General features: G+C 64.0%; 23 protein-coding genes. 18 read left to right on the plus strand and 5 right to left on the minus strand.

Going from position 1 to position 24,821, the window contains the following annotated elements:
• Positions 1-33 precede the first annotated feature (33 nt).
• Entirely contained in the window at positions 34-1,062 is a 1,029-nt protein-coding gene (locus AC4BCN_RS08580) for a TIGR03790 family protein (protein WP_425324031.1), read from the plus strand.
• A gap of 60 nt (positions 1,063-1,122) precedes the next feature.
• On the opposite strand, the gene AC4BCN_RS08585 is transcribed toward AC4BCN_RS08580, so the two are convergent.
• Complete coding sequence (locus AC4BCN_RS08585; protein ID WP_034751634.1) at positions 1,123-1,851, minus strand: PEP-CTERM sorting domain-containing protein; 729 nt, start codon at positions 1,849-1,851, stop codon at positions 1,123-1,125.
• Positions 1,852-2,304: 453 nt separating this feature from the next.
• Here AC4BCN_RS08585 and AC4BCN_RS08590 point away from each other — a divergent pair, with 453 nt between their 5' ends.
• From AC4BCN_RS08590 to AC4BCN_RS08605, 4 genes are all read left to right on the plus strand, one after another.
• The gene (locus AC4BCN_RS08590; RefSeq protein ID WP_490493043.1) at positions 2,305-5,298 is read left to right on the plus strand and encodes an ExeM/NucH family extracellular endonuclease; all 2,994 of its coding nucleotides are present in this window, start codon (positions 2,305-2,307) and stop codon (positions 5,296-5,298) included.
• Between the two features lie 10 nt (positions 5,299-5,308).
• Entirely contained in the window at positions 5,309-5,947 is a 639-nt protein-coding gene (locus tag AC4BCN_RS08595; protein ID WP_128140171.1) for an NF038129 family PEP-CTERM protein, read from the plus strand.
• 188 nt (positions 5,948-6,135) lie between these two features.
• On the plus strand, positions 6,136-6,858 hold the full coding sequence (locus tag AC4BCN_RS08600) for a winged helix-turn-helix domain-containing protein (RefSeq protein ID WP_490493045.1): 723 nt from the start codon (positions 6,136-6,138) through the stop codon (positions 6,856-6,858).
• Positions 6,855-7,526: a LuxR C-terminal-related transcriptional regulator gene (locus tag AC4BCN_RS08605; RefSeq protein WP_490493046.1), complete on the plus strand. Its 672-nt coding sequence runs from the start codon at positions 6,855-6,857 to the stop codon at positions 7,524-7,526. The genes AC4BCN_RS08600 and AC4BCN_RS08605 overlap by 4 nt, the downstream gene beginning before the upstream one ends.
• Here AC4BCN_RS08605 and AC4BCN_RS08610 read toward each other — a convergent pair.
• The 3 genes from AC4BCN_RS08610 to AC4BCN_RS08620 form a co-directional block, all read right to left on the minus strand.
• Positions 7,523-7,939 carry a protease inhibitor I9 family protein gene (locus AC4BCN_RS08610; RefSeq protein ID WP_490493048.1) on the minus strand — a complete coding sequence of 139 codons (417 nt, stop codon included), beginning with the start codon at positions 7,937-7,939 and terminating at the stop codon, positions 7,523-7,525. The two genes, AC4BCN_RS08605 and AC4BCN_RS08610, sit on opposite strands and share 4 nt — an antisense overlap.
• A gap of 76 nt (positions 7,940-8,015) precedes the next feature.
• The gene (locus tag AC4BCN_RS08615) at positions 8,016-11,168 is read right to left on the minus strand and encodes a S8 family peptidase (RefSeq protein WP_490493049.1); all 3,153 of its coding nucleotides are present in this window, start codon (positions 11,166-11,168) and stop codon (positions 8,016-8,018) included.
• A 42-nt stretch (positions 11,169-11,210) separates the two neighbouring features.
• On the minus strand, positions 11,211-11,969 hold the full coding sequence (locus tag AC4BCN_RS08620) for an NF038120 family PEP-CTERM protein (RefSeq protein ID WP_490493051.1): 759 nt from the start codon (positions 11,967-11,969) through the stop codon (positions 11,211-11,213).
• A 465-nt stretch (positions 11,970-12,434) separates the two neighbouring features.
• Between AC4BCN_RS08620 and gspG the strand changes: the two genes are divergently transcribed.
• From gspG to AC4BCN_RS08680, 12 genes are all read left to right on the plus strand, one after another.
• On the plus strand, positions 12,435-12,878 hold the full coding sequence (gene gspG, locus AC4BCN_RS08625; RefSeq protein WP_034751618.1) for a type II secretion system major pseudopilin GspG: 444 nt from the start codon (positions 12,435-12,437) through the stop codon (positions 12,876-12,878).
• 36 nt (positions 12,879-12,914) lie between these two features.
• Positions 12,915-14,120: a type II secretion system F family protein gene (locus AC4BCN_RS08630; RefSeq protein WP_490493052.1), complete on the plus strand. Its 1,206-nt coding sequence runs from the start codon at positions 12,915-12,917 to the stop codon at positions 14,118-14,120.
• On the plus strand, positions 14,117-15,811 hold the full coding sequence (locus AC4BCN_RS08635) for a GspE/PulE family protein (protein ID WP_490493054.1): 1,695 nt from the start codon (positions 14,117-14,119) through the stop codon (positions 15,809-15,811). The genes AC4BCN_RS08630 and AC4BCN_RS08635 overlap by 4 nt, the downstream gene beginning before the upstream one ends.
• Entirely contained in the window at positions 15,804-16,622 is an 819-nt protein-coding gene (locus AC4BCN_RS08640) for a hypothetical protein (RefSeq protein ID WP_490493055.1), read from the plus strand. The genes AC4BCN_RS08635 and AC4BCN_RS08640 overlap by 8 nt, the downstream gene beginning before the upstream one ends.
• The gene (locus tag AC4BCN_RS08645; RefSeq protein WP_490493057.1) at positions 16,619-17,167 is read left to right on the plus strand and encodes a hypothetical protein; all 549 of its coding nucleotides are present in this window, start codon (positions 16,619-16,621) and stop codon (positions 17,165-17,167) included. The genes AC4BCN_RS08640 and AC4BCN_RS08645 overlap by 4 nt, the downstream gene beginning before the upstream one ends.
• Positions 17,164-17,736, plus strand: coding sequence for a hypothetical protein (locus tag AC4BCN_RS08650; protein WP_490493058.1), 573 nt, complete (start codon positions 17,164-17,166; stop codon positions 17,734-17,736). Before AC4BCN_RS08645 ends, AC4BCN_RS08650 begins: the two co-directional genes overlap by 4 nt.
• Complete coding sequence (locus AC4BCN_RS08655) at positions 17,733-18,254, plus strand: hypothetical protein (protein ID WP_436482926.1); 522 nt, start codon at positions 17,733-17,735, stop codon at positions 18,252-18,254. The genes AC4BCN_RS08650 and AC4BCN_RS08655 overlap by 4 nt, the downstream gene beginning before the upstream one ends.
• On the plus strand, positions 18,254-20,281 hold the full coding sequence (locus AC4BCN_RS08660) for a secretin GspD/PilQ domain-containing protein (protein ID WP_490493584.1): 2,028 nt from the start codon (positions 18,254-18,256) through the stop codon (positions 20,279-20,281). Before AC4BCN_RS08655 ends, AC4BCN_RS08660 begins: the two co-directional genes overlap by 1 nt.
• Positions 20,278-20,769: a type II secretion system protein gene (locus tag AC4BCN_RS08665; RefSeq protein ID WP_490493060.1), complete on the plus strand. Its 492-nt coding sequence runs from the start codon at positions 20,278-20,280 to the stop codon at positions 20,767-20,769. Before AC4BCN_RS08660 ends, AC4BCN_RS08665 begins: the two co-directional genes overlap by 4 nt.
• 3 nt (positions 20,770-20,772) lie before the next feature.
• A complete protein-coding gene (locus tag AC4BCN_RS08670) occupies positions 20,773-21,165 on the plus strand; it encodes a type II secretion system protein (protein WP_230515355.1) in 393 nt (130 codons plus the stop codon).
• A gap of 5 nt (positions 21,166-21,170) precedes the next feature.
• Positions 21,171-21,821: a type II secretion system protein gene (locus AC4BCN_RS08675; RefSeq protein ID WP_490493062.1), complete on the plus strand. Its 651-nt coding sequence runs from the start codon at positions 21,171-21,173 to the stop codon at positions 21,819-21,821.
• Positions 21,822-22,061: 240 nt separating this feature from the next.
• Positions 22,062-22,559, plus strand: coding sequence for an FxDxF family PEP-CTERM protein (locus AC4BCN_RS08680; protein WP_058048378.1), 498 nt, complete (start codon positions 22,062-22,064; stop codon positions 22,557-22,559).
• Positions 22,560-22,654: 95 nt separating this feature from the next.
• On the opposite strand, the gene murJ is transcribed toward AC4BCN_RS08680, so the two are convergent.
• On the minus strand, positions 22,655-24,202 hold the full coding sequence (gene murJ, locus AC4BCN_RS08685) for a murein biosynthesis integral membrane protein MurJ (RefSeq protein WP_490493065.1): 1,548 nt from the start codon (positions 24,200-24,202) through the stop codon (positions 22,655-22,657).
• Between the two features lie 297 nt (positions 24,203-24,499).
• Here murJ and rpsT point away from each other — a divergent pair, with 297 nt between their 5' ends.
• A complete protein-coding gene (rpsT, locus tag AC4BCN_RS08690) occupies positions 24,500-24,766 on the plus strand; it encodes a 30S ribosomal protein S20 (protein ID WP_010395935.1) in 267 nt (88 codons plus the stop codon).
• The last annotated feature ends 55 nt before the right edge of the window (positions 24,767-24,821 follow it).

A 24,821-nucleotide genomic window follows, 5' to 3' on the forward strand; every position in this document is an offset into this window, starting at 1 on the left:
ACATGGCGGCTTCGATCTTCTTCAACGGCGATATTGACCTTGCATAAATCTCTCTTCCTTTCGCTGGCGCTGGCTGCCGGCATCGCCCATGCCGATGCACCATCCATGCCGCCAGGATTGAATGCGCTGCAATTGGCAGTCGTGATCAATGATGCCGAACCAAACAGTATCGTGGTGGGTGAATATTACCGCCAGGCGCATGGCATCCCGCCTGCGAACGTTGTGCACGTGAATATCCCGAATCGCCCGCGCAAGCTCAGCATGGATCAGTTCGCGCAATTGAAGGAGCGCATTGACGCGCAATTGAAGCCCCATATCCAGGCCGTGCTGATGGTGTGGAGCGCGCCTTACGCGGTCGAATGCAATTCCATCACTTCCGCCTATACCCTGGGCTACGATGCGGGGCAATGCGCCAAGACGTGTGACGCCGGCAAGCCCAGCACGTATTTCAACAGCAATGTGCCGCAGCCATTTACGCAGATGGGCATGCGCCTGTCCATGTTGCTGCCCATCGATTTTGTGGAAGAGGCCAAGGCTGTGGTGGATCGCGGGACGGTCAGCGGTTTTTCCGTGCCCGCCGCCAGCGCGTATTATCTGACCACCAGCGAAAATGCGCGCAACAGTCGTGCCGCTTTTTTCCCGCCTGCCGGGATCGTTCGCCAGCGCAAGCTGACGGTCAAGAATCTGAAGGCTGATGTGCTCGACGGTGCACAGGACATCATGGTCTACCAGACCGGCATGGCCAAGGTCGCCAAGCTCGATACCTTGCGCTTTCTGCCAGGCGCCCTGGCGGATCACCTGACTTCGTTCGGTGGCGATCTGCAGGGGACGGCGCAAATGAGCAGCCAGCGCTGGCTGGAGGCGGGCGCGACAGCTAGCTACGGTACCGTCAGTGAACCGTGTAACTATTGGCAGAAATTCCCGAATTCGACAGTCTTGTTGCGGCGCTACCTGACGGGTATGACGGCGTTGGAAGCGTACTGGGGAAGTGTGGCGTGGCCGGCACAAGGATTGTTCATCGGCGATCCACTGGCGGCCCCCTACAGGGCATTCCGACGTTAACAGCGCTCGCTTGCGTTGCTGCCAGATAAATAAAAAAAAGGCTCTTGCGAGCCTTTTTGATTAGGTTTTAGCCGTGCGTTTTCGGCGTCCCATGAAGGCCACCAGCCCCAGGCCGGCCAGCAGCATGGCATACGTTTCCGGCTCAGGAACGGCCAGTACCGGCGGCAATATGGTGTTGGGAGTAACACCGCGGCCTTCGATGCCGCCGCCAGCACCACCGGAGCCAACGCCACCGCCACCGCCGCCGGCTGCCGCGGGAGTGGGTGTGTCGGAGGACGTCAGCAGAGACGCATACTGTTCCGGCATCGCCCGTCCCACACCACGGTAGCCTTCGCTGCCGCTAAACGGTTCCAGTCTTTCCTGCGCAACAAAATCGCGTGTACCCGAACTATAGTCAAAACCATCTTGCTTGATGCCTCTTCCCAAACCCTTGGCGCGCGTACTGGCGTCCGTATCGAACTGGCTCAGATCATGGCCGCGACTGTCGAAATGCGGCTTGCGCAATACTTGCGAAGATTCTTCGCCACCGAATTCGGGCGTGGATCCTTTGCCGTCGTTGGTGCGCCAACCCATGCCAATGGCACCATTTGCCAAACGGCACGCGCTATATGTGCTGTTCATGTCTGCCTCGCTGGCGTTGCCGTTGGTGCCGGCATTGTTTGCTTCGCAGCGTTTATTGTCCGCAGCGGCTGGTGCCGCTGTTTGCGCTGTCGCGTAACCTGCGCTCAATGCCAGGGTGGCGGCAATTGTCAGCAGGGATAGGTGGACGACGGGGGTGAATTTTTTCATGATTTGATCTCGCTAGGGTTTTCATGCCGACAGGGCGCTGCGCGCTCCATGATCTCGACGCAATAAAATTAGCAGTACATTCAAATAGCGCATCGATTGTGCGTGGCGCAGGGCGTGGACTGGGCCCTTTGCATATCTATTTACTGGCGTGTTGCTACTGACTGGGCAAGCTTTATAAACTTGCAAGGAATAAAACTTATTTAATAGAAATATATCATATTTTTGAGCAATTTGCTGTGCTTGCTGAAGTCTGACGGTCAAATGTTGTTGCCTAGCTACTTGGATGAAGGATGGGCGGCTGGACTTTTACTCCATTCGGCTTAATCAAATGTCATCAAGTTGTCATCCCGGGCCTTTAATATGCAAATAACAAGTCTGAAATATTTTTGTTAATTGTGGCGCGCCGGCCGATCATGTGGGGCCGGCGCCATCTATTTACCGACCGGGATCCTCATGCACACCTCGTTTTCACCCTTGCGCACGCCGCTGCGCCTGACCGTCATGGCCGCCGTGCTGGCCAGCCTGTCCGTGCCGGCCCTGGCCGCTTCCGACCTCGTCATCAGCCAGGTGTATGGCGGCGGCGGCAATTCCGGGGCGCTGTACACCCACGATTTCATCGAGATTTTCAACCGCGGCGCCAGCCCGGTAAATGTGAATAACTGGAGCGTGCAATACGCCTCCGCCGCCGGTACGACCTGGGCCGTGACGGCCTTGCCGGCTATCGATTTGCAACCTGGCCAGTATTTGCTGGTCCAGCAAGCCAAGGGCGCAGGCGGTACGCCGCGCTTGCCGACGCCGGATGCGACGGGCGGCGCGGCCATGTCTGGCACGGCGGGCAAGGTGCTGCTGAGTAATAGCAAGACGGCGCAAACGGGCGCCAGCCCGACGGGGGCCGCCATCGTCGACCTGGTCGGTTTCGGCACGGCCAATGGTTTTGAAGGCGCCGTGGCACCCGCACCATCAAATACCCTGTCGATTGCGCGCGCGAATGGCGGCTGCGGCGACACGGACGACAATAGCGTGGACTTCGCCACCGGCAGCGTGGCGCCACGCAATACGGCGTCGCCGCTGAATGTGTGCGGCGGCCCCGTCGTGCACCAGATTATTACCAGCTGCCCGGCCAACCTGGCCTTGGCCGTGGGCAATGGCGGCAGCGCCGTGCTGCGCGCGTCCGACGTTGATGGCGTCGTAAATGCGGCAAGTGTGACGTCGCCGGCCGTGGCCGGCATCAGCCTGGCCAATTTCAGCGCGGCCGGCGTGGCGGGCGAGAGCGCCAGCGTGAACCTGCTGGTGGCCGCTGGCGTGCCGGTGGGAAATTACCCGGTCATCGTGAATTTCAGCAACGACCAGCAGCAGACGGCGTCGTGCAAGGTCGATGTGGCCGTGCAAGGCCTGGCCGCCATCAGCCACACGATCCCGCAAATCCAGGGCAGCGGTGCCAGCAGCCCGTACGCCAATTCCGTGCAGACGACCGAGGGCGTGGTGACCCTGAAAGTGGGCACCGGCTTCTTCATCCAGGACGCGGCCGGCGATGGCGATCCGTCGACATCGGACGGTATCTTCGTGTACACGGGCGCGACGGCCACCACCGTCCAGCCGGGCGAACTGGTGCGCGTGACGGGCACGGTGGTCGAGTACACGCCATCGGGCGCGAAAAATTCCTATACGGAATTCAAGGACGTGACGGCCATCCTCACGCAAAGCGCGGGCCACAGCGTCGTGCCGGCGAATGTGAGCTTGCCGAACGACAACCTGGCGGCAGTGGAAGGCATGCTCGTGCGCTTCACGCAGCCGTTGACCGTGTCGCAAAACGCCTACCTGGGCGCGCGTGGCGAGCTGAGCTTGTCGGCGGGACGGCGCGAAGTGCCGACCAACCGCTATCCGGCCGGTTCCGCCGAGGCGCAAGCCTTGATCGCCGCCAATGCGAACAACCTGATCGTGCTCGATGACGGCATTTTCGTGGCGCCGCCAACGATACCGTATATCGGCCAGGACAACACCGTGCGCAGCGGCGACACGGTGGCCGACCTGACGGGCGTGGTGGACTTTGGCGCCATCGGCGGTGGCGGTGCCGCCTACAAATTGCAGCCGACGCAGACGCCGCAATTCTCGCGCGACAACCCGCGCACTAGCAGTCCGGAACTGCCATCTGGCAACGTCAAGGTGGCCAGCGCCAACGTGCTGAATTTCTTCACGACCTTTACCAATGGTAATAACGTGTTTGGCCAGACGGGGCAGGGCTGTACCGTGGGCACTTCGACCACCAGGAGCAATTGCCGCGGCGCCGACAACCTGGCCGAGTTCGTGCGCCAGCGCGACAAGATCGTCGCCGAGCTGAAAGCCATCGACGCGGACGTGGTGGGCCTGATGGAAATCCAGAACAATGGAGAAACGGCCGTCACCTACCTGGTCGAACAACTGAACGCGGCCATCGGCGGCGTCACGTACGCCGTGGTGCCGAAACCGGCCGCCACGGGCACGGACGCCATCCGCGTGGCCATGATCTACAAGCCAGCCAAGCTGGGCCTGGTGGGCGGCGCCTTGTCGGATGCCAATGCCATCAACAACCGTCCACCGATGGCGCAAACCTTCCGCGCCGGCAATGGCGAGAAATTCTCGCTGGTCGTCAACCACCTGAAATCGAAGGGCAGCTGCCCCTCGAGCGGACTGGACGCGGACCAGAACGATAGCCAGAGCTGCTGGAACGCCACCCGCGTGCAGCAAGCCCAGCGCCTGATCGGCAGCTTCGTGCCGCAGGTGGCGGCCGCTGCCGGCGACGCGGACGTGCTGGTCATCGGTGACTTGAATTCGTATGGCGCGGAAGACCCGATCCAGGTCATCACGGGCGCCGGCTTCGTCAATGAACTCGAGCGTTTCGTGCGGCCGTCCGGCATGCCGTATTCGTACGTATTCGGCGGCCAGAGCGGCTACCTCGACCATGCGCTGGCCAGCGCTTCGCTGAGCCCGCAAGTGGCCGGCGTGGCTGAATGGCATGTGAATGCGGACGAGCCGGAAGTGATCGACTACAACATCGACTCTGCCAAGCCGCAAGACCTGTACAACGCCTTGCCGTACCGCGCGTCGGACCACGATCCTGTCGTCATCAGCCTGGACTTGCAGCCCGCTTACCGCGACATCACGGCCGGCGTGGCGCAAGCGAGCTCGGGCCTCACGTACAACCGCGTGACGCAAAAATACACGGGCACGTTCTCGTTCACCAACACGGGCACGAGCGCTTTGAGCGGCCCGTTCCAGGTGGTGTTCGGCGGCTTGCCTGCCGGCATCAGCCTGGCCAATGCCACGGGCAGCCATGCGGGCGCCGCGTACGTCACGGTGAACGCCGCCAGCCTGGCGCCAGGCGCGACGGCCTCGTTTGCCGTCAGTTTCAGCAATCCGTCGAAAGTGACGATCACCTACTCGGCCAGCATTTTCGCCGGCAATTTCTAAGGACACCATCATGTTGACAACGACATTCAATCTCACCCTGCGCCGCGCCGTGCTGGCCGCCGTGCTGGCCGCCAGCTCCAGCCTGGCGCTGGCGGACCCGCTCGGCTACCGCGTGGAAATCGACACGAGCCAGTTCTCGGGCGCCGGTTTCCTCGACTTCGCCTTTATCGCAGGCAACAGCCCGGCACCGGGCGCCAGCGCCGTACTCAGCAATTTTTCGGGCGCGTTTGGCGCACTGGAATCGATGGAAGGCAACGTCAGCGGCAGCTTGCCCGGCACCTTGACCTTCGGCAATAGCGGCGCCTACAACGACTGGTTTCACAACGTGACCCTGGGCGGCAAGTTCGGTTTCAATATCGTCTTTGGCGGCGACTTCCTGAACACGGCCGGCAATGCGGGAACGACGTTTGGCGTGGGCTTGCTCGACTCTACGGCCACGTCCTACCTGGGCAATGCGAATGGCAACCTTGTGCAATTCGAACTGACGCCGCTCAACGGCGGTTTGCCCGCCAGCATCGCCGGCAGCACGTATGCGAGCATCGCGTCGATCTCGGCCGTGCCGGAAGCGTCGGAATGGATGATGCTGACAGGTGGCCTGGCGCTGATCGGTTTTGCCCTGCGCCGGCGCCAGCCTGCCACCCGCGCCTAGTATTTCCAGCCTGAACACAGCGCGCCTGCTGGCCGCTGTGTTTTTTTTCATCTATTTATTCGCAATAGCTATAAATCAGGAAACTAAATTGTATTAGTCAGCGTTTTACGCTTGATGCATAGTAAAAAACTTGTCGGGCAGTCTAGTTTTCTGATGACTGCCGCCAACTTTTTTCGGGAGATGCATCGATGCCTGGCCATATCCTGGTGCTGGACCCTGCGCCCGCCATGCAGGCGCTGCTGGCGCATAACCTTGCCGGCGCTGGCTACCGGGTCAGCTGCGCCCTGGACGCGCGCGGCGCGCTGGCGCTGCTGGCGGCCGATCCACCCGACGTGCTGCTGCTGGAGTGGGAACTGCCCGATGCGTCCGGCATCGCGCTGCTGCGCCAAGTGCGCCAGGATGGCGTGCTGTGCGACTTGCCCATCATCATGATCAGCGCGCGCGACAGCGAACAGGACAAGGTGCTGGCGCTGGAAAGCGGCGCCGACGATTACCTGTGCAAGCCTGTCGGCCCCCGTGAAATGCTGGCCCGCGTGCATGCGCTGCTGCGCCGGCGCGCGCCATCAGCCTTGCGCGCAGGCGCAGGCACGGCCGGGGCTGCTGCCTTGCGGCTCGATCCGCACACCCTGCGTGTGACGGCCGGCAAGGTGCCCATCCACCTGGGCCGCGTGGAATTCAAATTGCTGCATTTCCTGATGGATCATCCGGGCCGGGTGCATAGCCGCGCGCAGCTGCTGGACCAGGTGTGGGGCCATGCCGCCTACCTCGATGAACGCACGGTCGACGCCCACGTGGGACGCTTGCGCCACGCCTTGCAGCCGGGCGGCTGCGGCCACCGCATCGAAACCGTGCGCGGCAGCGGCTACCGCTATCTGGCCTCTGATACCGCCGATGCGGCCGTGTGCGCATGATGCTGCTGACGGTGAGGGAGCAGGAATACCTGCTGCACGCCATCCTCGGCGCGCATGGCATCGCCGTGCCCGGCGATTTCTTTTTGTGGAGCCAGGGGCCGCTGCAAACGCTGTTGCCGCACGACATATTGATGTGCGCGCAACTGCACGCCGACGGGGCCGTGCTGCGCAGCGAAGCCTGGCACAGCGCCGCGCCCGATCATGCGCAGCTGCGCGAGCGCCAGGGCCAGCTGGCCCGCCTTGCGCTGGCCTGGCGCGCCGGTGGCCAGAGGGCGGGCGTCATCGACGGCGTGCTGGTGCATGGCAGCGTGGGGGACGCCGGCGGCAGTTTTTTTGCCCTGTTCGCCGTGAAGCAGGCGGACGCGGCGCGCCAGGCGTATGCACTGGAATTGCTGCTGCCTTACCTGCACGTGCACTGGCTGGCGCTGCCAGTGAGCCAGCGTGCGCGCGCGACTGGCCCGGTTGCCGCACGCGCGGCCAGTGCGCGCGAGCTGGAAGTGCTGCATTGGGTGCGCGAGGGGAAAAGCAATGAGGAGGTGGGGCAAATCCTCGGCATCAGCGGTACTACGGTGAAAAGCCATTTGCAGCGCATCTACAAATTACTTGGCGTGAGCAACCGCATGCAAGCGGTGTCGCGCGGCATTGCGCTGCGCCTGCTCAGCCACTAGCGCTGATCCTGCGGCCGGGCCTGCAGCTTTTCATTACCGCTATCTTGCATGTGTTCGATGCTGCCGGGCGATACCCGTGCCACGTCCGGACTCGCTTGCAGGCGCGCCACTTCGGCCGGTGTCAGCATGGCGGCAAAGCCATTGAAGGCAGCCGTGTAGCGGTATTGCACGGGGGCGTCGGGTACCAGCGCCAGCACGGCGCGCTGCAGCGCTTCCAGCCGGGCCGTGTAGCGCCGCGCGGCGTCGCTGTTGGTATCGAGCCCATGCACGCCGTCCGCTTGCGAGGCCAGCGGCGGGGCGCGCAATTGCACCAGATAGGACTGCCGCGCGGCAGCGGCCTGCGCCGCGACAGGCAGTGCATGGATGCTGGCCATGCCGGCCAGGATGGCAATACCGAGGTGTAGTGTGGACATGCGTCGATTGTACGCGCGTCGCGCATAAAAAACGCGCCCCGCAGGGCGCGCCGTGTTACTGCCTGGAGCGATACCGTTACAGCTTGGCGTCCGCTCTCACGTTGCGCTGGCTGGGGACGGCCAGCGGCAACGGATTGTTGGTCTCTACCGACAGCACGGTGGTGGACGCTGCCGCGCTGTTGCCATCAAGGAAGACTACGCCGCCCAGGTAGCGTTTGCCCGTTTCCAGCCCCGACCAGCTGACGCCGGCCGTGGCGCTGCCGCCCACGTACACCTTGGTCGGCAGGGTGGCTTTCAGGTTGCCGCCCTTGTCGGCTGTCGTGACGATGGCCGACGACAGGCCGAAGCCGGTCGAGACGCCATTCGCCAGTTCATAGCCGATCACGCACACCTTGTAGCTGCCTGCCGCCGGGGTGGTCAAGGTAATGGCCTCGTTCGAGCCGGCCGTGGCCGAGGTGGCGACGGTCGCGCCGGCGCTGTTGAGCAGCAGCAGGTCGAGGTCGTTGCCGGCGCCTTCCGTGGTGTCGCGGTCGAAGGTTTCGAAGCGCGCCACGACGGTGCTGGCGGGAATGCTGACATTGACGACGCGCACGCCGCTGCCGCCCGCCTTGCACGCGTCGGCCATCTGCGCCAGCGTTTCCATGCTCCCCGGCGCGGCCTGGCTGATGGTTTGCTCGCTGCGCGCCACTTCCTTCAGGCCGCCCGTCGCCGCACCGACCTTGCCGGCAAAGCCGGTGGACAGGGTCAGCGAACGCAGGCCGCTGACCTTGTCGGCCTGCAGCAATGCCGGCGACTGCACCGCGCGGCCCGAGCGGGCCGTGACGGGGCTGCGTACCGTGTGCACGCCGTCGCTCCACACGAGGGCGCCATACTGCCAGGCATTGTCCGGCGCCGTCGTGCGCGCCAGGGTCACGGTGAAGGATTTGGTTTCGCCGGGCGCCAGCGCCAGGGTGGCGGGCACCACCGTCACGCTGTAGCCGCTGAGCGAGGCGCTGGCCGTGTAGGTGGCGCTGCTGCTGCCCACGTTGGTGACGCGGCGCGTCACCGTTTGCGTGCCCAGCACGTTGCCGATGGTGATGGACGGCATGTTCAGATTGTAGCCGGCCAGGGTGCCGCCCGCGCATTCGGCCGTCATGCCGACGCCGCACATGTATTTCTTGTAGTCGGCCAGGCTGGCGTCATATACGAGGCCGGGATCGGTCGCCTTGTTCGGCGTCACGTGGCCGGCGCCCTGGCCCCACGGCACGATGCCGCGCGCGTCGCCGGCCTGGATGTCGGGCAAGGTGGCGCTGCCGGTCGTCATCAGGGCCGACTTGATGGCGGCCGGACTCCAGTCCGGATGCTGCTGGCGCAGCAGGGCGGCCAGGCCGGCCACGTGCGGGCTGGCCATCGAGGTGCCTTGCAGGAAGATGTAGGCTTGCGCCGGCACCAGGCTGCCATCCTGTACGGCGTCGCGCTGGGCGCGCGACAGGGCAGGCGTGCCGCCGGCCAGGATGTCCACGCCAGGCGCGGTGACGTCCGGCTTGAGCAGGTTGGCGTCATACAGGTTCGGGCCGCGCGACGAGAAGTCGGCCACCACGGGGGCGGCAGGGCCGTTGCCGTTGGTGACGAAGCGCGAGATGGCGGCCGTGGCCGTGCCCGTTTGCGCCTGGGCGTTGATCAGCGCGCCATCGGCGGCGCTCACGTGCACGGCCGGCAGCACGTGCGGGTCGGACACCAGGCCCACGCCCGTGTCGACCAGCACCATGCCGGCGCCGCCCGCTTCGAGCACGGCGACGCCCTTGTCGGTACGCGCCGTGGTGCCGCGCAGGCAGCTGACGACCTTGCCGGCGACCTTGGCCGGGTCCAGCAGGGCCACGCCGCCGTTGTCGCCGGCGCGGTAGCACAGGGCCAATTTTTGCGCATCGGCGCCGGGCAAGCCTGCGTCTTGCGCGCGGATCAGGGTGGTGGCCGGCAGCGGGTTGTAGTTGAGCGAGGCGCCCGTGTAGCTGGCGCCGTTGCTCAAGGTCACCTTGGCCTGGTTGGCGCGGTTGTGCGTCGAGGCGGCCACCGTCGTGATCCATGGGCTGACGTGGGCCACGGTATTGGCCGGCCCCGCATTGCCGGCCGAAGCGGCAACGAAGACGCCCGCATTCGACGCGTGCAGGAAGGCTTGCTCGACCGGGTCGTTGACCGTGCCGCCGCCGCTGATCGAATAATTGATCACGTGTACGCCGTCCTGCACGGCTTTTTCAATCGCCGCCACGCTGTCGCCGCCGTAGCAGCCGTTCTTCGCGCCGGTCGGCTGGGTGGCCAGGTTGTACGACCAGCATACCTTGTAGACGGACAGGCGGGCGCGCGGCGCCACGCCGGAAATGGCGCCCAGCGGCGAGCCGTTCACGGTCACGGGCACACCCGCATTGCCGCCCGCGGTGGACGAGGTGTGCGTGCCGTGGCCGCCTTCGCCATTCGGGTCGCCGATGGAATCGCGCGGCGAGGTGAATTCGCTCCAGTGCTGGATCTTGTCCGTCTCGGTCAGGCGCACGGCGTTGAAATACTGCGCGCCCAGTAGCTTGTTGTTGCAGTGGTCTTGCGTAAAACCTTCGCCTGCCTGGCAGCTGCCTTTCCAGGCGGCCGGCGGCGCGCCATAGGCCAGCGTGGCGTTCGGGTCGAAGGTCGGGGCGCCGTTGGCGTCGACCTTGTCCGCATACGACAGGTTTTCCGGCCACACGCCGCCATCGACGATGCCGATGATGATGTCTTCGCCCGCATGCTGTTTGCCGCCCAGCTGGCTCCACAGGCCGCCCGGCTGGTCCAGGCCCAGGAAGGTCGGCGTGTAGTTCGTTTGCAGGGCGCGCGGTTCGTCGGGGGCGATGCTGGCCACTTCGCCGCTCGCTTGCAGCTGGCGCACTTCGGCGTCCGTCAGCAGGGCGGAAAAGCCGTTGAGGACGATCTTGTACTGGTATTGCACGGGCGCGGCGGCGACGAGTGCTTGTACCCGCGCCTGTTTCTGTTCAAGGTAGTCGCCGTACAGCTGCACTTGCGTGCTGGCCAGGTCGAGGCGGCCGCCGGCGGCAGGCTGGGTGGCGCCCAGACCTTCCACCGAGCCGGTGTAGGAAGCGATCGGTTTGTCGGTCAGCTGCACGATGTAGGGGCGGCGCAGGTCGTCGGCGTGGGCCTGGAAGCTGAGGCTGGCAAACAGGCTCAGCACGGCGAGCGAAATGGGACGCAAGGCGGGACGGAATGTCATGTAGGGTTTCCTGGTATCGGTATCGGGAGTCAAAAAGGGCGATCAGGTTTGCTTGCGGCGGCGCGCAGCGAATCCGACACCGGCCAGGCCCAGCAGCATCATCGCGTAGGTCGATGGCTCCGGTACCGAGGCGACGATATTGTCGAGCGCAAACTGGCCCTTGTTGCTCGTGAAGGCGTTGCAACTGCCGGCCGTGTTGCAAGTGAAGCCGAAGAAGGCCAGCGAGGCGAATTGCTGGCTGCCGAAGCTGGCGCTCGTGTTGTAGCGCTGGAACTGGAAGTTGCCGCCGATGGGGCCGCCCAGCTGATAGGTTTCATAGATGGAAGAGCCGTTGGCGTAGAAGCCTTGCACGCGCAGCAAGCCCGCTACGGCCGGATAGGTGACGCCCTGGGCATAGCCGATGAAGCTGGCGTCGAAGCCCTGCAGGCTGACGCTGCCGCCCGGGTTCAGCGGGTCCAGGTAGACGATGCCGTCGTTGAGGGATGCATAGTAATTGCTCGTATTGTTGGTCGGGCACGCCATGCCGCAGGCGGCCGGGTCCGTGCCGTCGAACACGGCGCCGACCAGGTCGCCATAACTGGCGCCGGCGGCATTCGAAGCGCCCGTCAGCAGGAATTTGCTCAATTCCAGGGAGTCGCCATGGCCGACGAACTGGCTGTCGACGTTGTCAAAGTTGATCACGTCCGCGATGGCGGCGGGGGCCCAGGCGGCGGACAGGGCCAGGATGGCGGCGCCGGTCCACTGCTTGGCCGAGAAAGGACTTGCTGCGGCAGTTGCCTTCGAATGCACAATACGAGTCATGAATTTTCCCTTGGTGATTATGTAGGATGCAATATGTTTTGCGTCTGGGATGCTCTTTTCTAGGTGGACGGGTAAGACCAATACGTAGAAAATTGATTTTTACTATAGCAAAAGAGGCAATTTCATTGTTTGATATTATTGCAAATTTAATTTGAAAGTTACAAATAATGAATGAATAAAATTCATCGCTCACCATGATTTCGTAACCAGGAGTAGATAGTTTCCGCATTGAAAATAGTTGAGTTATTAATCAGCCAGCCAAGCGCGCGCGGCGCCGTCGCGGTTTCGCGCACACTGGATGGTTTCCGCAGGAATTTGTTGTTCACAGAGCAAAGAAAAGATTGTATTAACCATAACCGGCATGGTAGGCTGATAAGCATCAGGCAAGCGCGTGTCGCCCGTGCGTGGCCATCCGCCGCGCGCAGCGACGCAATGGATTGAAGGTAGGCAATAAGGAGTTACCGGATGCATGCAGCACACAGGCAGAACCTTGCGGCAACGCGCCATGCGCGCGGCTTTACCTTGCTCGAATTGCTGGTCGTCATCGTGATCATCGGCTTGCTGGCGGCGTATGTCGGCCCCAAGTATTTCGCCCAATTGGGCAAATCCGAAGTGACGGTGGCCAAGGCGCAGATTGAGGCGTTTGAAAAATCGCTCGACACCTACCGCCTCGACGTGGGCCGCTACCCGACTACGGAAGAAGGCCTGGCCGCGCTGCTGGTGGCGCCGCCCGCCGCCGGCACGCGCTGGAATGGCCCTTACCTGAAAAAAGCCGTGCCGCTCGACCCATGGGGCCATGCGTATCAATACCGCGCGCCGGGCAGCAAGGGCGAATACGACATCGTCTCGATGGGCAAGGATGGCCAGCCGGGCGGCAGCGGCGAGAACGCCGACATCAGCTCGCAATAGCGCCAGCGCCATTCTTTTTCCTACGGATAAGCCATCATGCAGTTCGAAGTACGCGCGCTTTCCACGGACCAGGCCGTAGCTACCTTGCAGACCTGCGTGATCGACGGCCGCGACGAAGCCGACGCGCGCCGCCAGGCCGAGGCGCGCGGCCTGTTTGTCAGCGCCATCCGCCCCGTGCGGGCCACGCCGTTCAGCGCCGCCGGGCGCCAGCGCGCGCGGGCCTTGCCCTTGCTGCTGTTCAGCCAGGAATTGCTGGCGCTGCTGCAAGCGGGTCTGGGCATCGTCGAGGCGCTGGAAGCCTTGCTGGAAAAGGAAGCGTCGCCGGCCACGCGCAGCGTGCTCACGCGCCTGCTGGAAGGCTTGCGCGAAGGCAAACGCTTTTCCGCCGTGCTGGGCGAGCAGGCGGAACTGTTCCCCCCCTTGTACATCGGCATCGTCAAGGCGGCCGAGGGCACGAGCGACTTGCCGCGCGCGCTGTCGCGTTACATCGACTACCAGCAGCGCATCGATGCGGTGCGCTCCAAAATCGTCAGCGCCGCCATCTATCCCGCCATCCTGCTGGCCGTGGGCGGCGGCGTCAGCGCCTTCCTGATCAGCTATGTGGTGCCCCGTTTTGCCGAGGTCTACCAGGGCGCCGGCCGCAACCTGCCGTGGATGTCGCAAGTGATGCTCAGCTGGGGCCAGTTCGTCACGCAGCATGGCGTGCTGCTGTTGCTGGGGCTGGCGCTGGCCGGCAGCATTGTGTTCACGGCCGTGCGGCGCGTGCTGCGCAACGGCGGCGTGGCGCGCCTGCTGGCGAAGTTGCCCGGCATCGGCGAGCGCGTGCGCATCTATGAACTGTCGCGCCTGTACCTGACCCTGGGCATGCTGGCCGAAGGCGGCATCACCATTGTGCAGGCGATCGCCACCGTGCAGGCGATGGTCTCGCCGGGCATGCAGGCATCGTTGCAGGGCGCGCGCGGCGCCATCGAGGCTGGCCAGCCGCTGTCGTCCGCGTTCGAGCAGCATCAATTGACGACACCGATTTCCCTGCGCATGCTGCGCGTGGGCGAGCGCACGGGCGACATGGGCCCCATGCTGACGCAGTCGGCCGCCTTTTATGACGGCGAGATCAGCCGCTGGATCGACCGTTTTACGCGCACCTTCGAACCCTTGCTGATGGCCGCTATCGGCCTCGTCGTGGGCGCCATCGTGATCCTGCTGTACATGCCCATCTTTGACCTTGCCGGCGATATTTCATGAACCAGATTTCCTCCGTTCCCGCCGCCATCGACCCCGCGCTGCTGCAGCGCGCGCGCATCCTGAGCCGGCAATCGAAGCGCAGCCTGGTCGAGGAATTGCAGGAGCTGAGCGGCATCGAGGCGCGCGCCGTGGTGCGCGAACTGGCGCGCCCGTTCGGCCTGGACGTGCTGGAAACGGCCGACATGCTGGCCTTGTCTCCCGCCTTCGATGTGCTGCCCCTGTCGCAGGCGCTGGCGCGCCACAGCGTGCTGCTGCGCGCCGCCGGCGGCCAGCTGGTGGGCGTGATCGCCGACCCGTTCGATCTCGACCTGCAAACCTGGCTGAATGCGCGCGCGGGGCAGGGCGCCTTGGACGTACGCCTGGCGTTGCAGGCCGACATCGGCGCCTACCTGTCGAAGCAGGAAGAATCGGCGCGCGCCGTCGACAGCCTGCTGCCGGGCGCCGCCACCGACGCGCGGCGCGACGGCAAGACGGCCGCCGTGCTGTCGTTCGCCAGCGTCTCGGAAGCGGCCAGCCCCGCCGTCAAGCTGGTCAACTCGACCCTGTATGACGCGCTGAAGGCGGGCGCCTCGGACATCCACCTGGAAAGCACGGCCGGCGGCCTGGCCGTCAAGTACAGGGTCGACGGGGTGCTCGATCACGCCACGTCCGTCAACGGCATCGAAGTGGCAGAACACATCATCTCGCGCCTGAAAGTGCTGGCCGAACTCGATATCGCCGAGCGCCGCGTGCCGCAGGACGGCAGCTTCCGCGTCGAGTCGGGCGGGCGCGAAATCGATTTGCGCGTCTCCATCATGCCCAGCATCCATGGCGAGGATGCCGTCATCCGTATCCTCGACAAACGCGCCATGATCGAAGCGTATGGCGCCCTGACCCTTGAAGCCTTGGGCTTTGACTCGCCATCGCTGGTCGCCTTGCGCGCGCTGGCGCAGGAAGCCTACGGCATGCTGCTCGTCACCGGTCCCACGGGTTCGGGCAAGACGACGACCCTGTACGCGGCGCTGACGGAAATCCATAACGGGCGCGAAAAAATCATCACCATTGAAGACCCCGTCGAATACCAGCTGCCCGGCATTCTGCAAATTCCCGTCAATGAAAAGAAGGGGCTGACCTTTGCCAAGGGCTTGCGCTCCATCCTGCGCCACGACCCCGACAAGATCATGGTGGGCGAGATCCGCGACCGCGAGACGGCGGAAATCGCCGTGCAATCGGCCCTTACGGGCCACTTGGTGCTGACCACCGTGCATGCGAATAATGTGTTCGACGTGTTCGGCCGTTTTACGCACATGGGCATCGACCCGTATGCGTTTGTCTCGGCCCTGAACGGTATCTGGGCGCAGCGCCTGATCCGCACCAACTGCCCCCATTGCGCCACCGACTACACGCCCGACGATACCGAGCTGGCCAGCGTGGGCCTGGCGCGCGCCGACGTGGCCGACTATCAATTCAAGCAGGGCAAGGGTTGCGGCGACTGCCGCGGCACGGGCTACAAGGGGCGGCGTTCGATCGCCGAAATCCTCGTGCTGACCGATGAAATCCGCGAACTGATCGTCGATAAAAAGCCGATCCGCCAGATCAAGGCGGCTGCGTATGCGAACGGCACGCGCAGCCTGCGCCTAGCGGCGCTGGAACTGGTCAAGCGGGGCGCCACCACCATCACGGAAATCAAGAGGGTCACCTTGCATGCGTAGAGGTCTTGGACAAGGATTGCGCCTGGGCGTGGCGGCGGGCAAGGTAAGCCTGTGGCGCAGCAGCCGCTGGCGCGCGCCCGCGTGGACGCCGCTCGGTGAAGCCGCGTATGCGCCGGACGACGCGCCGCATGGCGACTTTGCCGCCCTGGGCCAGGTGCTGGAACAGATACTGCCGGCTGGCGAATACGCGGGCTGGCCCTTGTCCGTGGTGCTCGACGATGGACTGGCGCGCCTGTGGCAAGTGGACATGCCGCAGGGCGCCGCGCGCCTGGCCGACATCGAGGCGGCCGCCGCGCTGCGCTTCCAGTCGCTGTATGGCGATGCACCGGGCCTGTGGCACAGCAGCAGCGCCTGGGATGCGCGCGCGCCGTTTTTCTGCGCCGTGCCCCGTGCGTTGCTGGCGCAGCTGACGCGCGTGGCCGAAGCACGCAAGCTGGCCCTGATTTTCATTACGCCGCAATTCGCGCGCCACTGGAACCGCTGGCACGGCGCCTTGAAACCGGGCGCCTGGTTTGGCCAATTGCAGGAGAGCGCCCTGACCCTGGCCGTGCGGCACGAAGGCCGCTTGCGCTCCGTGCGCGCGCTGCCCGTGCCGCCTGGCGCTGGCAGGGACTGGCTGGCGCAGACCTTGGCGCGCGAGGCGCTGCTGCAAGGCGTGTCCGCACCAGCGCTGCTGCAGCTGTGCGGCGCGCCGCCAGCCCGCTGGCTGATGCCGGCGAAAGAGTTCCACTGCCAGGTTTTTTCCACGCCGGATGGCGAAAACGGCTTGTCGCCGGCCGCCCGGCTGGCGTATAGCGGAGGCGTGGCATGACGCGCCTCGATATCGATTTCGCGCCGCCAAACTGGCGCCGCAGCCTGCACCGCGTGCCCGCGTGGGCGTGGTGCGTCGGCGCGCTGGGTGTGGCGCTGGCCGTCACGGCGGCGTACAGCGGCAGCGCCGCGCTGCAGCGCCAGCAGCTGCGCGAAGGACAGCTGCAGCGCGCGCAGCAGCGCGTGCTGGCAGCCACGCAGGGGCCGGCTCCAGCGCCGCAAACGCCGATCGCGCCGGCGCAGGCGGCGGCCGTGAATGCGGCCATCCTGCAATTGAACCTGCCGTGGCGCGACTTGCAGGATGCGCTGGCCAGCGCCACGCCGCCCGCAGTCGCGCTGCTGGCGCTGGAACCGGACGCGCGCAAGCGCGTGCTGAAGATCACGGCGGAAACGACCAGCAGCGATGCCATGGTGGCGTATGTGGCGCAACTGAAGCAGCAGGAGTTGTTCGGCACGCGCGTGCAACTGCTGCGCCATGAAATCAACGCGCTCGATCCGAACAAACCGTTGCGCTTCCAGCTCGAAGCGCGCTGGGGCACGCCATGATGGCCATCGACATCAACAGCTTGCGCCTGCGCGCGCAACTGCTGCTGCGCCGGCTGGGCGCGCCCGCCTGCCTGGCCGTGGCCCTGTTTGCGCTGGGCGCGGCTGCATGGGTCTGGGCCTGGCAGCAGCGCGCCGTGGCGGCGCAGCTGGAAGCGCGGCCCTTGTCGCAGCCAGCGCTGGCCGTGGTGGCCGCAGTACCACCGGCGACAGCCAGCGAAAACCTGGCGCGCTTTTATGCCGCCCTGGGACAGCAGCGCCACGCGGAGCAGCAAGTCAAGCAGCTGTTCGACCTGGCCGCGAAAAACGGCTTGCTGCTGGCGCAGGGCGAATACAAGAGCGGCTACGACAAGGCCAGCCGTGTCGCCACCTACCAGGTGACCTTGCCGCTGAAGGGCAGTTATGCGGCCGTGTCGCAGTTCGCGCTGCAAGCGCTGCGCGCCGTCCCTTTCGCCTCGCTCGACGAACTGAGTTTTCGCCGCGAGCAGATCGCCGATACGGATCTCGAAGCGCGCTTGCGCCTGACGTTTTATCTGACCGATACACCGGGCGATGCGGGAGTGGCGCCATGACGCCGCGCCATTATCTGATGCTGGCCGGCGTGCTGGGCGCGGGCGCCTTGCTGCTGTTCGGCGAACGCCAGCCCGTGGCCGACGTGGCCGAGGCGGTGGAGCGGGCCGTCGCGCCCGCGCGCCATGCCACCGCCAAGGCGCCAGCCGCGCAGCCGGCCATCCTGGCCCTGCTGCCGCGCAGCGAAGTGGCGGGCGAGGATGGCGACACCTTTGGCGGTGCCGGCGCGGTCTTCCAGAGCCAGAACTGGAATCCGCCGCCGCCGAAAATGGCGGTGACGGCCGCGCCTCCGCCTCCGCCCCCAATGGCGCCGCCGCTGCCTTTCGTCTACCTGGGCAAGGCGGCCGCCGACGGCGCCTGGGAAGTGTTTCTGTCGCGCGCCGACAAGACGTATATCGTGCGCGCCAATACCGTCATCGATGGCGCCTACAAGGTCGTGACGATCGCGCCGCCCGTCATGACGCTCACTTATCTGCCGTTGAACCAGGTTCAGCAGCTCAACATTGGAGTTTCCGAGTGATGTCTCGTTCCTTTTCATCGGCGCTGTTGCTCTTGTTGCTGTCCGGCTGCGCAGGGCAGCAAGCCTACCGCGACGGGCGCGAGCTGATCGCGCAAGACCAGGTGCCGGCCGGCCTGCAAAAGCTGCAGGAAGCGTTGCAGCAAGACCCCGGCAACGCGCAATACCGCAGCGCCTATCTGCAGGCGCGCGAACGGGCGACCGGCAGCCGCTTGCAGCAGGCCGAGCGCCAGGCGCAGGCGGGGCAGGGCGATCTGGCGCGCGCTTCTTTCATGAGCGTGCTGGAAATCGATGCGCAGAACGAGCGGGCCAACAGCGGCTTGCGCGCGCTCGAGCGCGAGCAGCGCCAGGGCAAGCTGCTGGCCGAAGCGCAGAAAGATATCGACACCAAGCGCTACGACCCCGCGCGCCAGCGCCTGAACGCCATCCTGACCGAGCAGCCGAACCATGCGGGCGCACGCACGCTGCTGCGCGAGGTCGACGACAAAACGGCGCCGCCCGTGGTCGAGTCGGGTCTGGCCAGGTCGTACAAGCAGCCGATCACGATCGAGTTTCGCGACGCGCCGTTAAAACAGGTGTTCGAGCTGATCGCGCGCCGTTCCGGCCTCAATTTCGTCTTCGACAAGGACGTTAAGGCGGACGCGAAAACCTCGATCTTCCTGAAAAACAGCACGGTGGAATCGGCCGTTTACTTCCTGCTGGTGACGAACCAGCTGGAGCAGCAGGTGATGGATGCGAACACGATCCTGATCTACCCGAACGTGGCGGCGAAATTGAAGGAGTACCAGGAAGTGCTGGTCAAGACTTTCTTCCTGGCGAACGCGGACGCCAAGCAGGTGGCCAATACGCTCAAGACCATTTTGAAGACGCGCGACGTGGTGGCTGATGAAAAGCTCAACCTCGTCATCGTGCGCGACACGCCCGAGGCGATCCGCCTGGCCGAGCGCCTGATCGCGCTGCAGGACGTGCCCGAGGCGGAAGTGGTGCTGGAACTGGAAATCCTCGAAGTCAAGCGCAGCCGCCTGATGGAACTGGGCGTGGCCTGGCCATCGAGCCTGACCTTGACGCCGCTTTCCACCTCGGGCGGAATCGGTCTGACCATCAGCGACTTGAACAAGCTGAACCAGCGCACCATCGGTGTGAGCGACCTGTCCGTGACGGCCAACGCCAACAAGACGGACGGCGACGCGAACATCCTGGCCAACCCGCGCATCCGCGTGCGCAACCGGGAAAAGGCGAAGTTCGTCATCGGCGACAGGGTGCCCGTGGTCACCACCACGATTTCGCCGGGCACGGGCGGCTTCGCTTCCGAGTCGATCAGCTACCTGGACGTGGGGCTGACGGTGAATGCCGAGCCGACCATCTATTTGAACAACGAGGTGGGCATCCGCATCTCGCTCGAAGTGAGCAACTTGGGGGCTGCCACCACCACCCGCAGCGGCTCGACCCTGTACCAGATCGGCACGCGCCAGGCGTCGACCATGCTGCAACTGAAGGATGGCGAAAACCAGGTGCTGGCGGGCCTGCTCAACAATGAAGAGCGCAGCTCGGGCAACAAGGTGCCGGGCCTGGGCGACATCCCTGTGCTTGGGCGGCTATTCGGCAGCAGCAAGGATGACAGCCAGAAGACGGAAATCGTGCTGTCGATCACGCCGCACCTGGTGCGCACGGTGCAGCGTCCGGAAGCGAAAGAGTCGGAATTCTCGGCCGGTACGGAAGGCAGCTTCCGCCGCCGTCCCGACATGGCGGCCAAGGCGCCCACGCAGATGCCGGGCACGGTGATCGTGCGTTCCGGCCCGTCGGCCGTCGGCATGCAGCCGGCGCCGGCGCAGCCGATGATGACACCGGGCGCTTTGCCGGCGCCGCTGCCGCAGACGGTGCCCGCGCCGGAAGTGGCGCCGTCGCCCGAGCCGTCCCCGTCGCCTTTGCCGATTTCGTCGGGCCAGCCCGTACCGCTGCAGGCGGCGCCCTTGCCACTGTCGTCGAGCCAGCCGGTACCGGTGAGCCCGCCGCCGCCCCCTGCCAAATGAGACTGGCGCATGCGCAGAGGGGGCAGGGCGGTTTTACCCTGATCGAGCTGCTGGTGACCCTGGCCATCCTGGGCGTGCTGGCCACCCTGGTGATCCCCGTCACGCAAGTGACGGTGCAGCGGCGCCAGGAGCAGGAATTGCGGCGCGCGCTGCGCGAGATCCGCCAGGGGATCGATGCGTATAAACGGGCTGGCGACGAAGGCCGCATTGTGCGCGCGACAGACGCCAGCGGTTATCCGAAAAGCCTGGAGCTGCTGGTCGAGGGCGTGGCGGACCAGCGCAACCCGAAGCGCAGCAAGATGTTCTTTTTGCGCCGCGTGCCGCGCGACCCGTTCAATGCGGATGCTGGCCTCAGTGATGCGCAAACGTGGGGCAAGCGCAGCTACGCCAGCGAAGCGGCCGAACCGCGCGAGGGCGACGATGTCTACGATGTGTACTCCACGTCCGGCAAGATGGGCTTGAACAACGTGCCTTACCGTCTATGGTGAACCATGGCCGCTGAAAACACCCGAGTCCGCACACGCGGCTTTACCCTGATCGAATTGCTGGTGGTGCTAGGCATCGTGGCGCTGCTGCTGACCCTGGCCGTGCCCCGCTACTTTCCCAGCCTCGACAAGGCGAAGGAAACCGTGCTGGCGGACAACCTGCGCAATCTGCGCACGACCATCGACCAGTTCCACGGCGATACGGGCCGTTATCCGGATTCGCTGGAGCAACTGGTGGAAAAGAAATACCTGCGCGCCATGCCCATCGATCCCATCACGGATAGCGACAGCAGCTGGCTCATCGTGCCGCCGCCCGATGATACGCCGGGCCAAGTGTATGACGTGAAAAGCGGCGCGCCCGGCAAGGACCGTAGCGGCACGCCGTTCGCCGACTGGTAGCTGCCATGCCTTGTCCTGCCCGCCGCCAGCACGGTTTTACGTATCTGGGCCTGATTATCCTGGTGGCCATCCTGGGTCTCGTGGGGGCGGCCGGCCTGAAGATGGGTTCCTTGCTGCAGCGCCAGGCGGCCGAGCAGGAATTGCTCGACATTGGCGCGCAGTTTTCAGATGCCCTCTACAGCTATGCGGCCGCCACGCCGCCGGGCCAGCCGCAACAGCCGCCGAGCCTTGCCGCCTTGCTGCGCGATCCCCGTACGCCCCAGCTGCGCCGGCATTTGCGCAAGCTGTTTGTCGATCCCATCACGGGCCGCGCCGAGTGGGGCTTGCTGTACCAGCCGGGAAGCAATGGCATCATTGGCGTGCACAGCCTGTCGCAGGCGGCGCCATTAAAGGTCGGTAATTTCGAGGCCAGGTTCGCCGGCTTCGAAGGCAAGGCGCATTTCTCGGAATGGCGCTTCATGGTCGATGCCCAGGTGTCGTCCGTGCCATCCGCAGGACCGGCAGCTATGCCGGCAAGTGATGAGGCCGGCATCGCGCCTACCTTGCCGGTGTCACCGTTGTTTTCTCGCCCTGTTACTCCACCGCAAGACCAACCGCCTTCAGAGCCAATTGAGCAGCCTGAACCGCAAAATTCCGCTGAAAACACTGCCGAATAGGCGTTTTTACCTTAAAACGTGACAAAAATAAATGTATGCGTCGGTAACTATTTTTATGTGGAAATTCATCGATAACGGCAAATAGTTCATTTAGAAAATAGTTATCCCGGATGAAACTTCGATAAAATATTTATAAGTAATTCAATGCAATTATGCTACCATTCCGTTCGGTACTTCCGGTACTCAAATTATTGGTGGCCTGCGCATTGCAGCCATAAATTACTTTTTAAGGGATAAACTATGAAATTGAAATTTATCGCTGCAGGCATCATGGCAGCAGCATCGTTCAGCGCATCGGCAGCAACGTACGACCTGGGCATTCTGGATCCAACCGGTTCGGACACCCTGTCGGCTTTCACGACCAAGTTCGCCATCAATTCGGAGATCAATGATTCGTGGACCTTCCAGTTGCTGGCCCCATCGTCGACCTCGTTCGGTGCATTGCAAACGTTCTCCGTTGCTAACGGCGCGATCAAGGATTTCGCAGCGACCCTGGTCGGCTATGGCGATCTGACCAAGAGCACGGCCAGCGGCATTCAGAATCTGAGCTGGGCAGGTCAATTGGCCGCAGGCACCTACACGGTACAAGTCACGGGCCTGACCCTGGTGAAAAATGTTCAGTACGTAGGCACGGTTTCGGCCCTGCCAGTACCAGAGCCAGAAACCTACGGCATGCTGCTGGGCGGTCTGGCGCTGGTTGGCGCCGTGGCCCGCCGCCGCGCCAAGAAAGCTGACTAAGCTTACGCTGCAATGAAAAAAACCCGCTTCGGCGGGTTTTTTTTCGTCTGGATCAGCTGCTTGATGCGAGACGCGGGCAACAGCGTCCTGCGCAATCACGCATGGCGCTTGAAATCGCGGAAGCGGAAGCCAACGAGGAACAAGGTGGAAAAGTACGCCACGCCGCACAGGGCCACCACCAGGGCCAGCGCGCCTGCCCGCAGCAGCGGATGGGCTTGCATGGCGATCCAGTCGATGCGTACGGCGCCCACATACGCCACGCCACCCATCACGATGAGTGCGGGCAGCAGGCGCAGGAAGAACTTAGCCCAGCCCGGTTTCGGCTGGTAGATGCCGCGCCTGCGCAAGCCCCAGTACAGGAAACTGGCGTTCAGGCAGGCGCCCAGGCCGATCGACAGGGCCAGGCCGGCCACGGCGATGTAGGGCACGAACAGCAGATTCATCAGCTGCGTGGCGATCAGCACGCCGATGGCGATCTTCACGGGCGTACGGATGTCCTGGCGCGCATAGAAGGCGGGCGCCAGGGTCTTGACGAGGATGATGCCGATCAAGCCCAGGCTGTAGGCCACGAGCGGCTGCGTCGACATGGTCACGGATTCGGCCGTGAACTTGCCGTAGTGGAAGAGGGTGGCGATCAGCGGCGTGGCCAAGGTCGCCATGCCGACGGCGGCGGGCAGGGCCAGCAAAAAAGTCAGGCGCAAGCCCCAGTCCAGCAGGGCCGAGTATTCCGTCTTGTCGCCATCCACGTTCGCCTTCGACAGGCTGGGCAGCAAGATCGTGCCCAGGGCCACGCCCAGCATGGCGGTGGGGAACTCCATCAGGCGGTCCGCATACGACAGCCAGGAAATGCTGCCCTCGGCAAGGCGCGACGCGATGCTCGTGTTGATCATCAGGCTGATCTGCGCTGCCGAGACAGCGAACACGGCCGGTCCCATCTTCTTCAGCACGCGGCGCACGCCGCCGTCGGACAGGCCGATGGCGGGATTGATCGACAGGCGCGGCAGCATGCCGATCTTGATCAGCGCGGGAATCTGGATCGCCACCTGCAGCAGGCCGCCGGCGAACACGGCAATCGCCATGGCGTAGATCGGCTGCTTCAAATAGGGCGCGAGGAACAGCGAGGCGGCAATGAAAGACAGGTTCAGCAGCACGGGCGTGAACGCGGGAATCTTGAATTCGCGCCAGGTATTCAAGATGCCGCCAGCCAGGGCCACGAAGGACATGCAAGTAATATAAGGGAACATCAGGCGCGTCATCCACACGGCCGCATCGAAAGCGCCCGGGTCCTTGGACAGGCCCGTGGCGATCACGTAGACGAACCAGGGCGCGCCGATGATGCCGATGGCGGACACGAGCAGGGTGGCCCAGACGAGCGTGGTGGCCACATGGTCGGCCAGTTGCTTGCTCGCTTCCTGGCCATGCTGATTCTTGTATTCAGACAAGATCGGCACGAAGGCTTGCGAGAACGCCCCCTCGGCAAACAATCGGCGCAACAGGTTGGGGATACGGAAGGCAACAATGAAGGCGTCCGTGTAGGCGCCGGCGCCAAAAGCGCGCGCGAACAAGCTTTCGCGCAATAATCCGGTTACACGGGACAGCATGGTCATGCTGGAGATGGCGGCGAGGGTTTTAAGCAAGTTCATGGGGGCAGATTATAGCCGGGCGCGGTACCGTTAAACGGTTAAAATATGGTAACAATTGCCGCCGATTCGCCCTTGCCAGCCTCATTTTCACGTGTTTTTGGCGTGACACACGGTTTTTTGATTTGCCCCCGCTTGAAAATATCGCTATAATCGAAGGCTGTACAGAATTCTGTTACGCAGACACTAATGTTTGACAGGCACTGGTTTGGCACACATGGTTCGGCAGACGCACAGAACGCACCGGTTGGCAAACACTAATGTTTGCAAACGCACTTTGACCCTGTTTTAGGAAATTCCATGGCAAATACCGCACAAGCGCGCAAACGCGCTCGTCAAGCAGTTAAGCAAAACGCACACAATTCGTCCCAACGTTCGACCTTGCGCACGGCTATCAAAGCTGCTCGCAAAGCGATCCAGGGCGGCGACAAGGCAGCTGCTGCTGCAATCTTCCAAGCATCCGTGTCGACCATCGACCGTATCGCTGACAAGAAGATCATCCACAAAAACAAGGCAGCTCGCCATAAGAGCCGTCTGGCAGCTGCTTTGAAAGCACTGTCCGCTTAATATTCGCCAGCAGGCAAGCCATCACGGTGGCCTTGCCTGTGCCGGTACGCTGGCA

The organism is Janthinobacterium sp. Bl 1, assembly GCF_058215535.1.

What these genes read in the sequence shown, in the direction of transcription:
- AC4BCN_RS08660 (WP_490493584.1), top strand. Translation starts at nt 18,254, where the DNA reads ATGTCTCGTTCCTTTTCATCGGCGCTGTTGCTCTTGTTGCTGTCCGGC.
- AC4BCN_RS08680 (WP_058048378.1), top strand. Translation starts at nt 22,062, where the DNA reads ATGAAATTGAAATTTATCGCTGCAGGCATCATGGCAGCAGCATCGTTC.
- AC4BCN_RS08655 (WP_436482926.1), top strand. Translation starts at nt 17,733, where the DNA reads ATGACGCCGCGCCATTATCTGATGCTGGCCGGCGTGCTGGGCGCGGGC.
- AC4BCN_RS08630 (WP_490493052.1), top strand. Translation starts at nt 12,915, where the DNA reads ATGCAGTTCGAAGTACGCGCGCTTTCCACGGACCAGGCCGTAGCTACC.
- AC4BCN_RS08675 (WP_490493062.1), top strand. Translation starts at nt 21,171, where the DNA reads ATGCCTTGTCCTGCCCGCCGCCAGCACGGTTTTACGTATCTGGGCCTG.
- AC4BCN_RS08590 (WP_490493043.1), top strand. Translation starts at nt 2,305, where the DNA reads ATGCACACCTCGTTTTCACCCTTGCGCACGCCGCTGCGCCTGACCGTC.
- AC4BCN_RS08635 (WP_490493054.1), top strand. Translation starts at nt 14,117, where the DNA reads ATGAACCAGATTTCCTCCGTTCCCGCCGCCATCGACCCCGCGCTGCTG.
- AC4BCN_RS08645 (WP_490493057.1), top strand. Translation starts at nt 16,619, where the DNA reads ATGACGCGCCTCGATATCGATTTCGCGCCGCCAAACTGGCGCCGCAGC.
- AC4BCN_RS08600 (WP_490493045.1), top strand. Translation starts at nt 6,136, where the DNA reads ATGCCTGGCCATATCCTGGTGCTGGACCCTGCGCCCGCCATGCAGGCG.
- AC4BCN_RS08665 (WP_490493060.1), top strand. Translation starts at nt 20,278, where the DNA reads ATGAGACTGGCGCATGCGCAGAGGGGGCAGGGCGGTTTTACCCTGATC.
- AC4BCN_RS08610 (WP_490493048.1), bottom strand. Translation starts at nt 7,939, where the DNA reads ATGTCCACACTACACCTCGGTATTGCCATCCTGGCCGGCATGGCCAGC.
- AC4BCN_RS08620 (WP_490493051.1), bottom strand. Translation starts at nt 11,969, where the DNA reads ATGACTCGTATTGTGCATTCGAAGGCAACTGCCGCAGCAAGTCCTTTC.
- AC4BCN_RS08585 (WP_034751634.1), bottom strand. Translation starts at nt 1,851, where the DNA reads ATGAAAAAATTCACCCCCGTCGTCCACCTATCCCTGCTGACAATTGCC.
- AC4BCN_RS08605 (WP_490493046.1), top strand. Translation starts at nt 6,855, where the DNA reads ATGATGCTGCTGACGGTGAGGGAGCAGGAATACCTGCTGCACGCCATC.
- rpsT (WP_010395935.1), top strand. Translation starts at nt 24,500, where the DNA reads ATGGCAAATACCGCACAAGCGCGCAAACGCGCTCGTCAAGCAGTTAAG.
- AC4BCN_RS08595 (WP_128140171.1), top strand. Translation starts at nt 5,309, where the DNA reads ATGTTGACAACGACATTCAATCTCACCCTGCGCCGCGCCGTGCTGGCC.
- AC4BCN_RS08615 (WP_490493049.1), bottom strand. Translation starts at nt 11,168, where the DNA reads ATGACATTCCGTCCCGCCTTGCGTCCCATTTCGCTCGCCGTGCTGAGC.
- AC4BCN_RS08650 (WP_490493058.1), top strand. Translation starts at nt 17,164, where the DNA reads ATGATGGCCATCGACATCAACAGCTTGCGCCTGCGCGCGCAACTGCTG.
- murJ (WP_490493065.1), bottom strand. Translation starts at nt 24,202, where the DNA reads ATGAACTTGCTTAAAACCCTCGCCGCCATCTCCAGCATGACCATGCTG.
- gspG (WP_034751618.1), top strand. Translation starts at nt 12,435, where the DNA reads ATGCATGCAGCACACAGGCAGAACCTTGCGGCAACGCGCCATGCGCGC.
- AC4BCN_RS08640 (WP_490493055.1), top strand. Translation starts at nt 15,804, where the DNA reads ATGCGTAGAGGTCTTGGACAAGGATTGCGCCTGGGCGTGGCGGCGGGC.
- AC4BCN_RS08670 (WP_230515355.1), top strand. Translation starts at nt 20,773, where the DNA reads ATGGCCGCTGAAAACACCCGAGTCCGCACACGCGGCTTTACCCTGATC.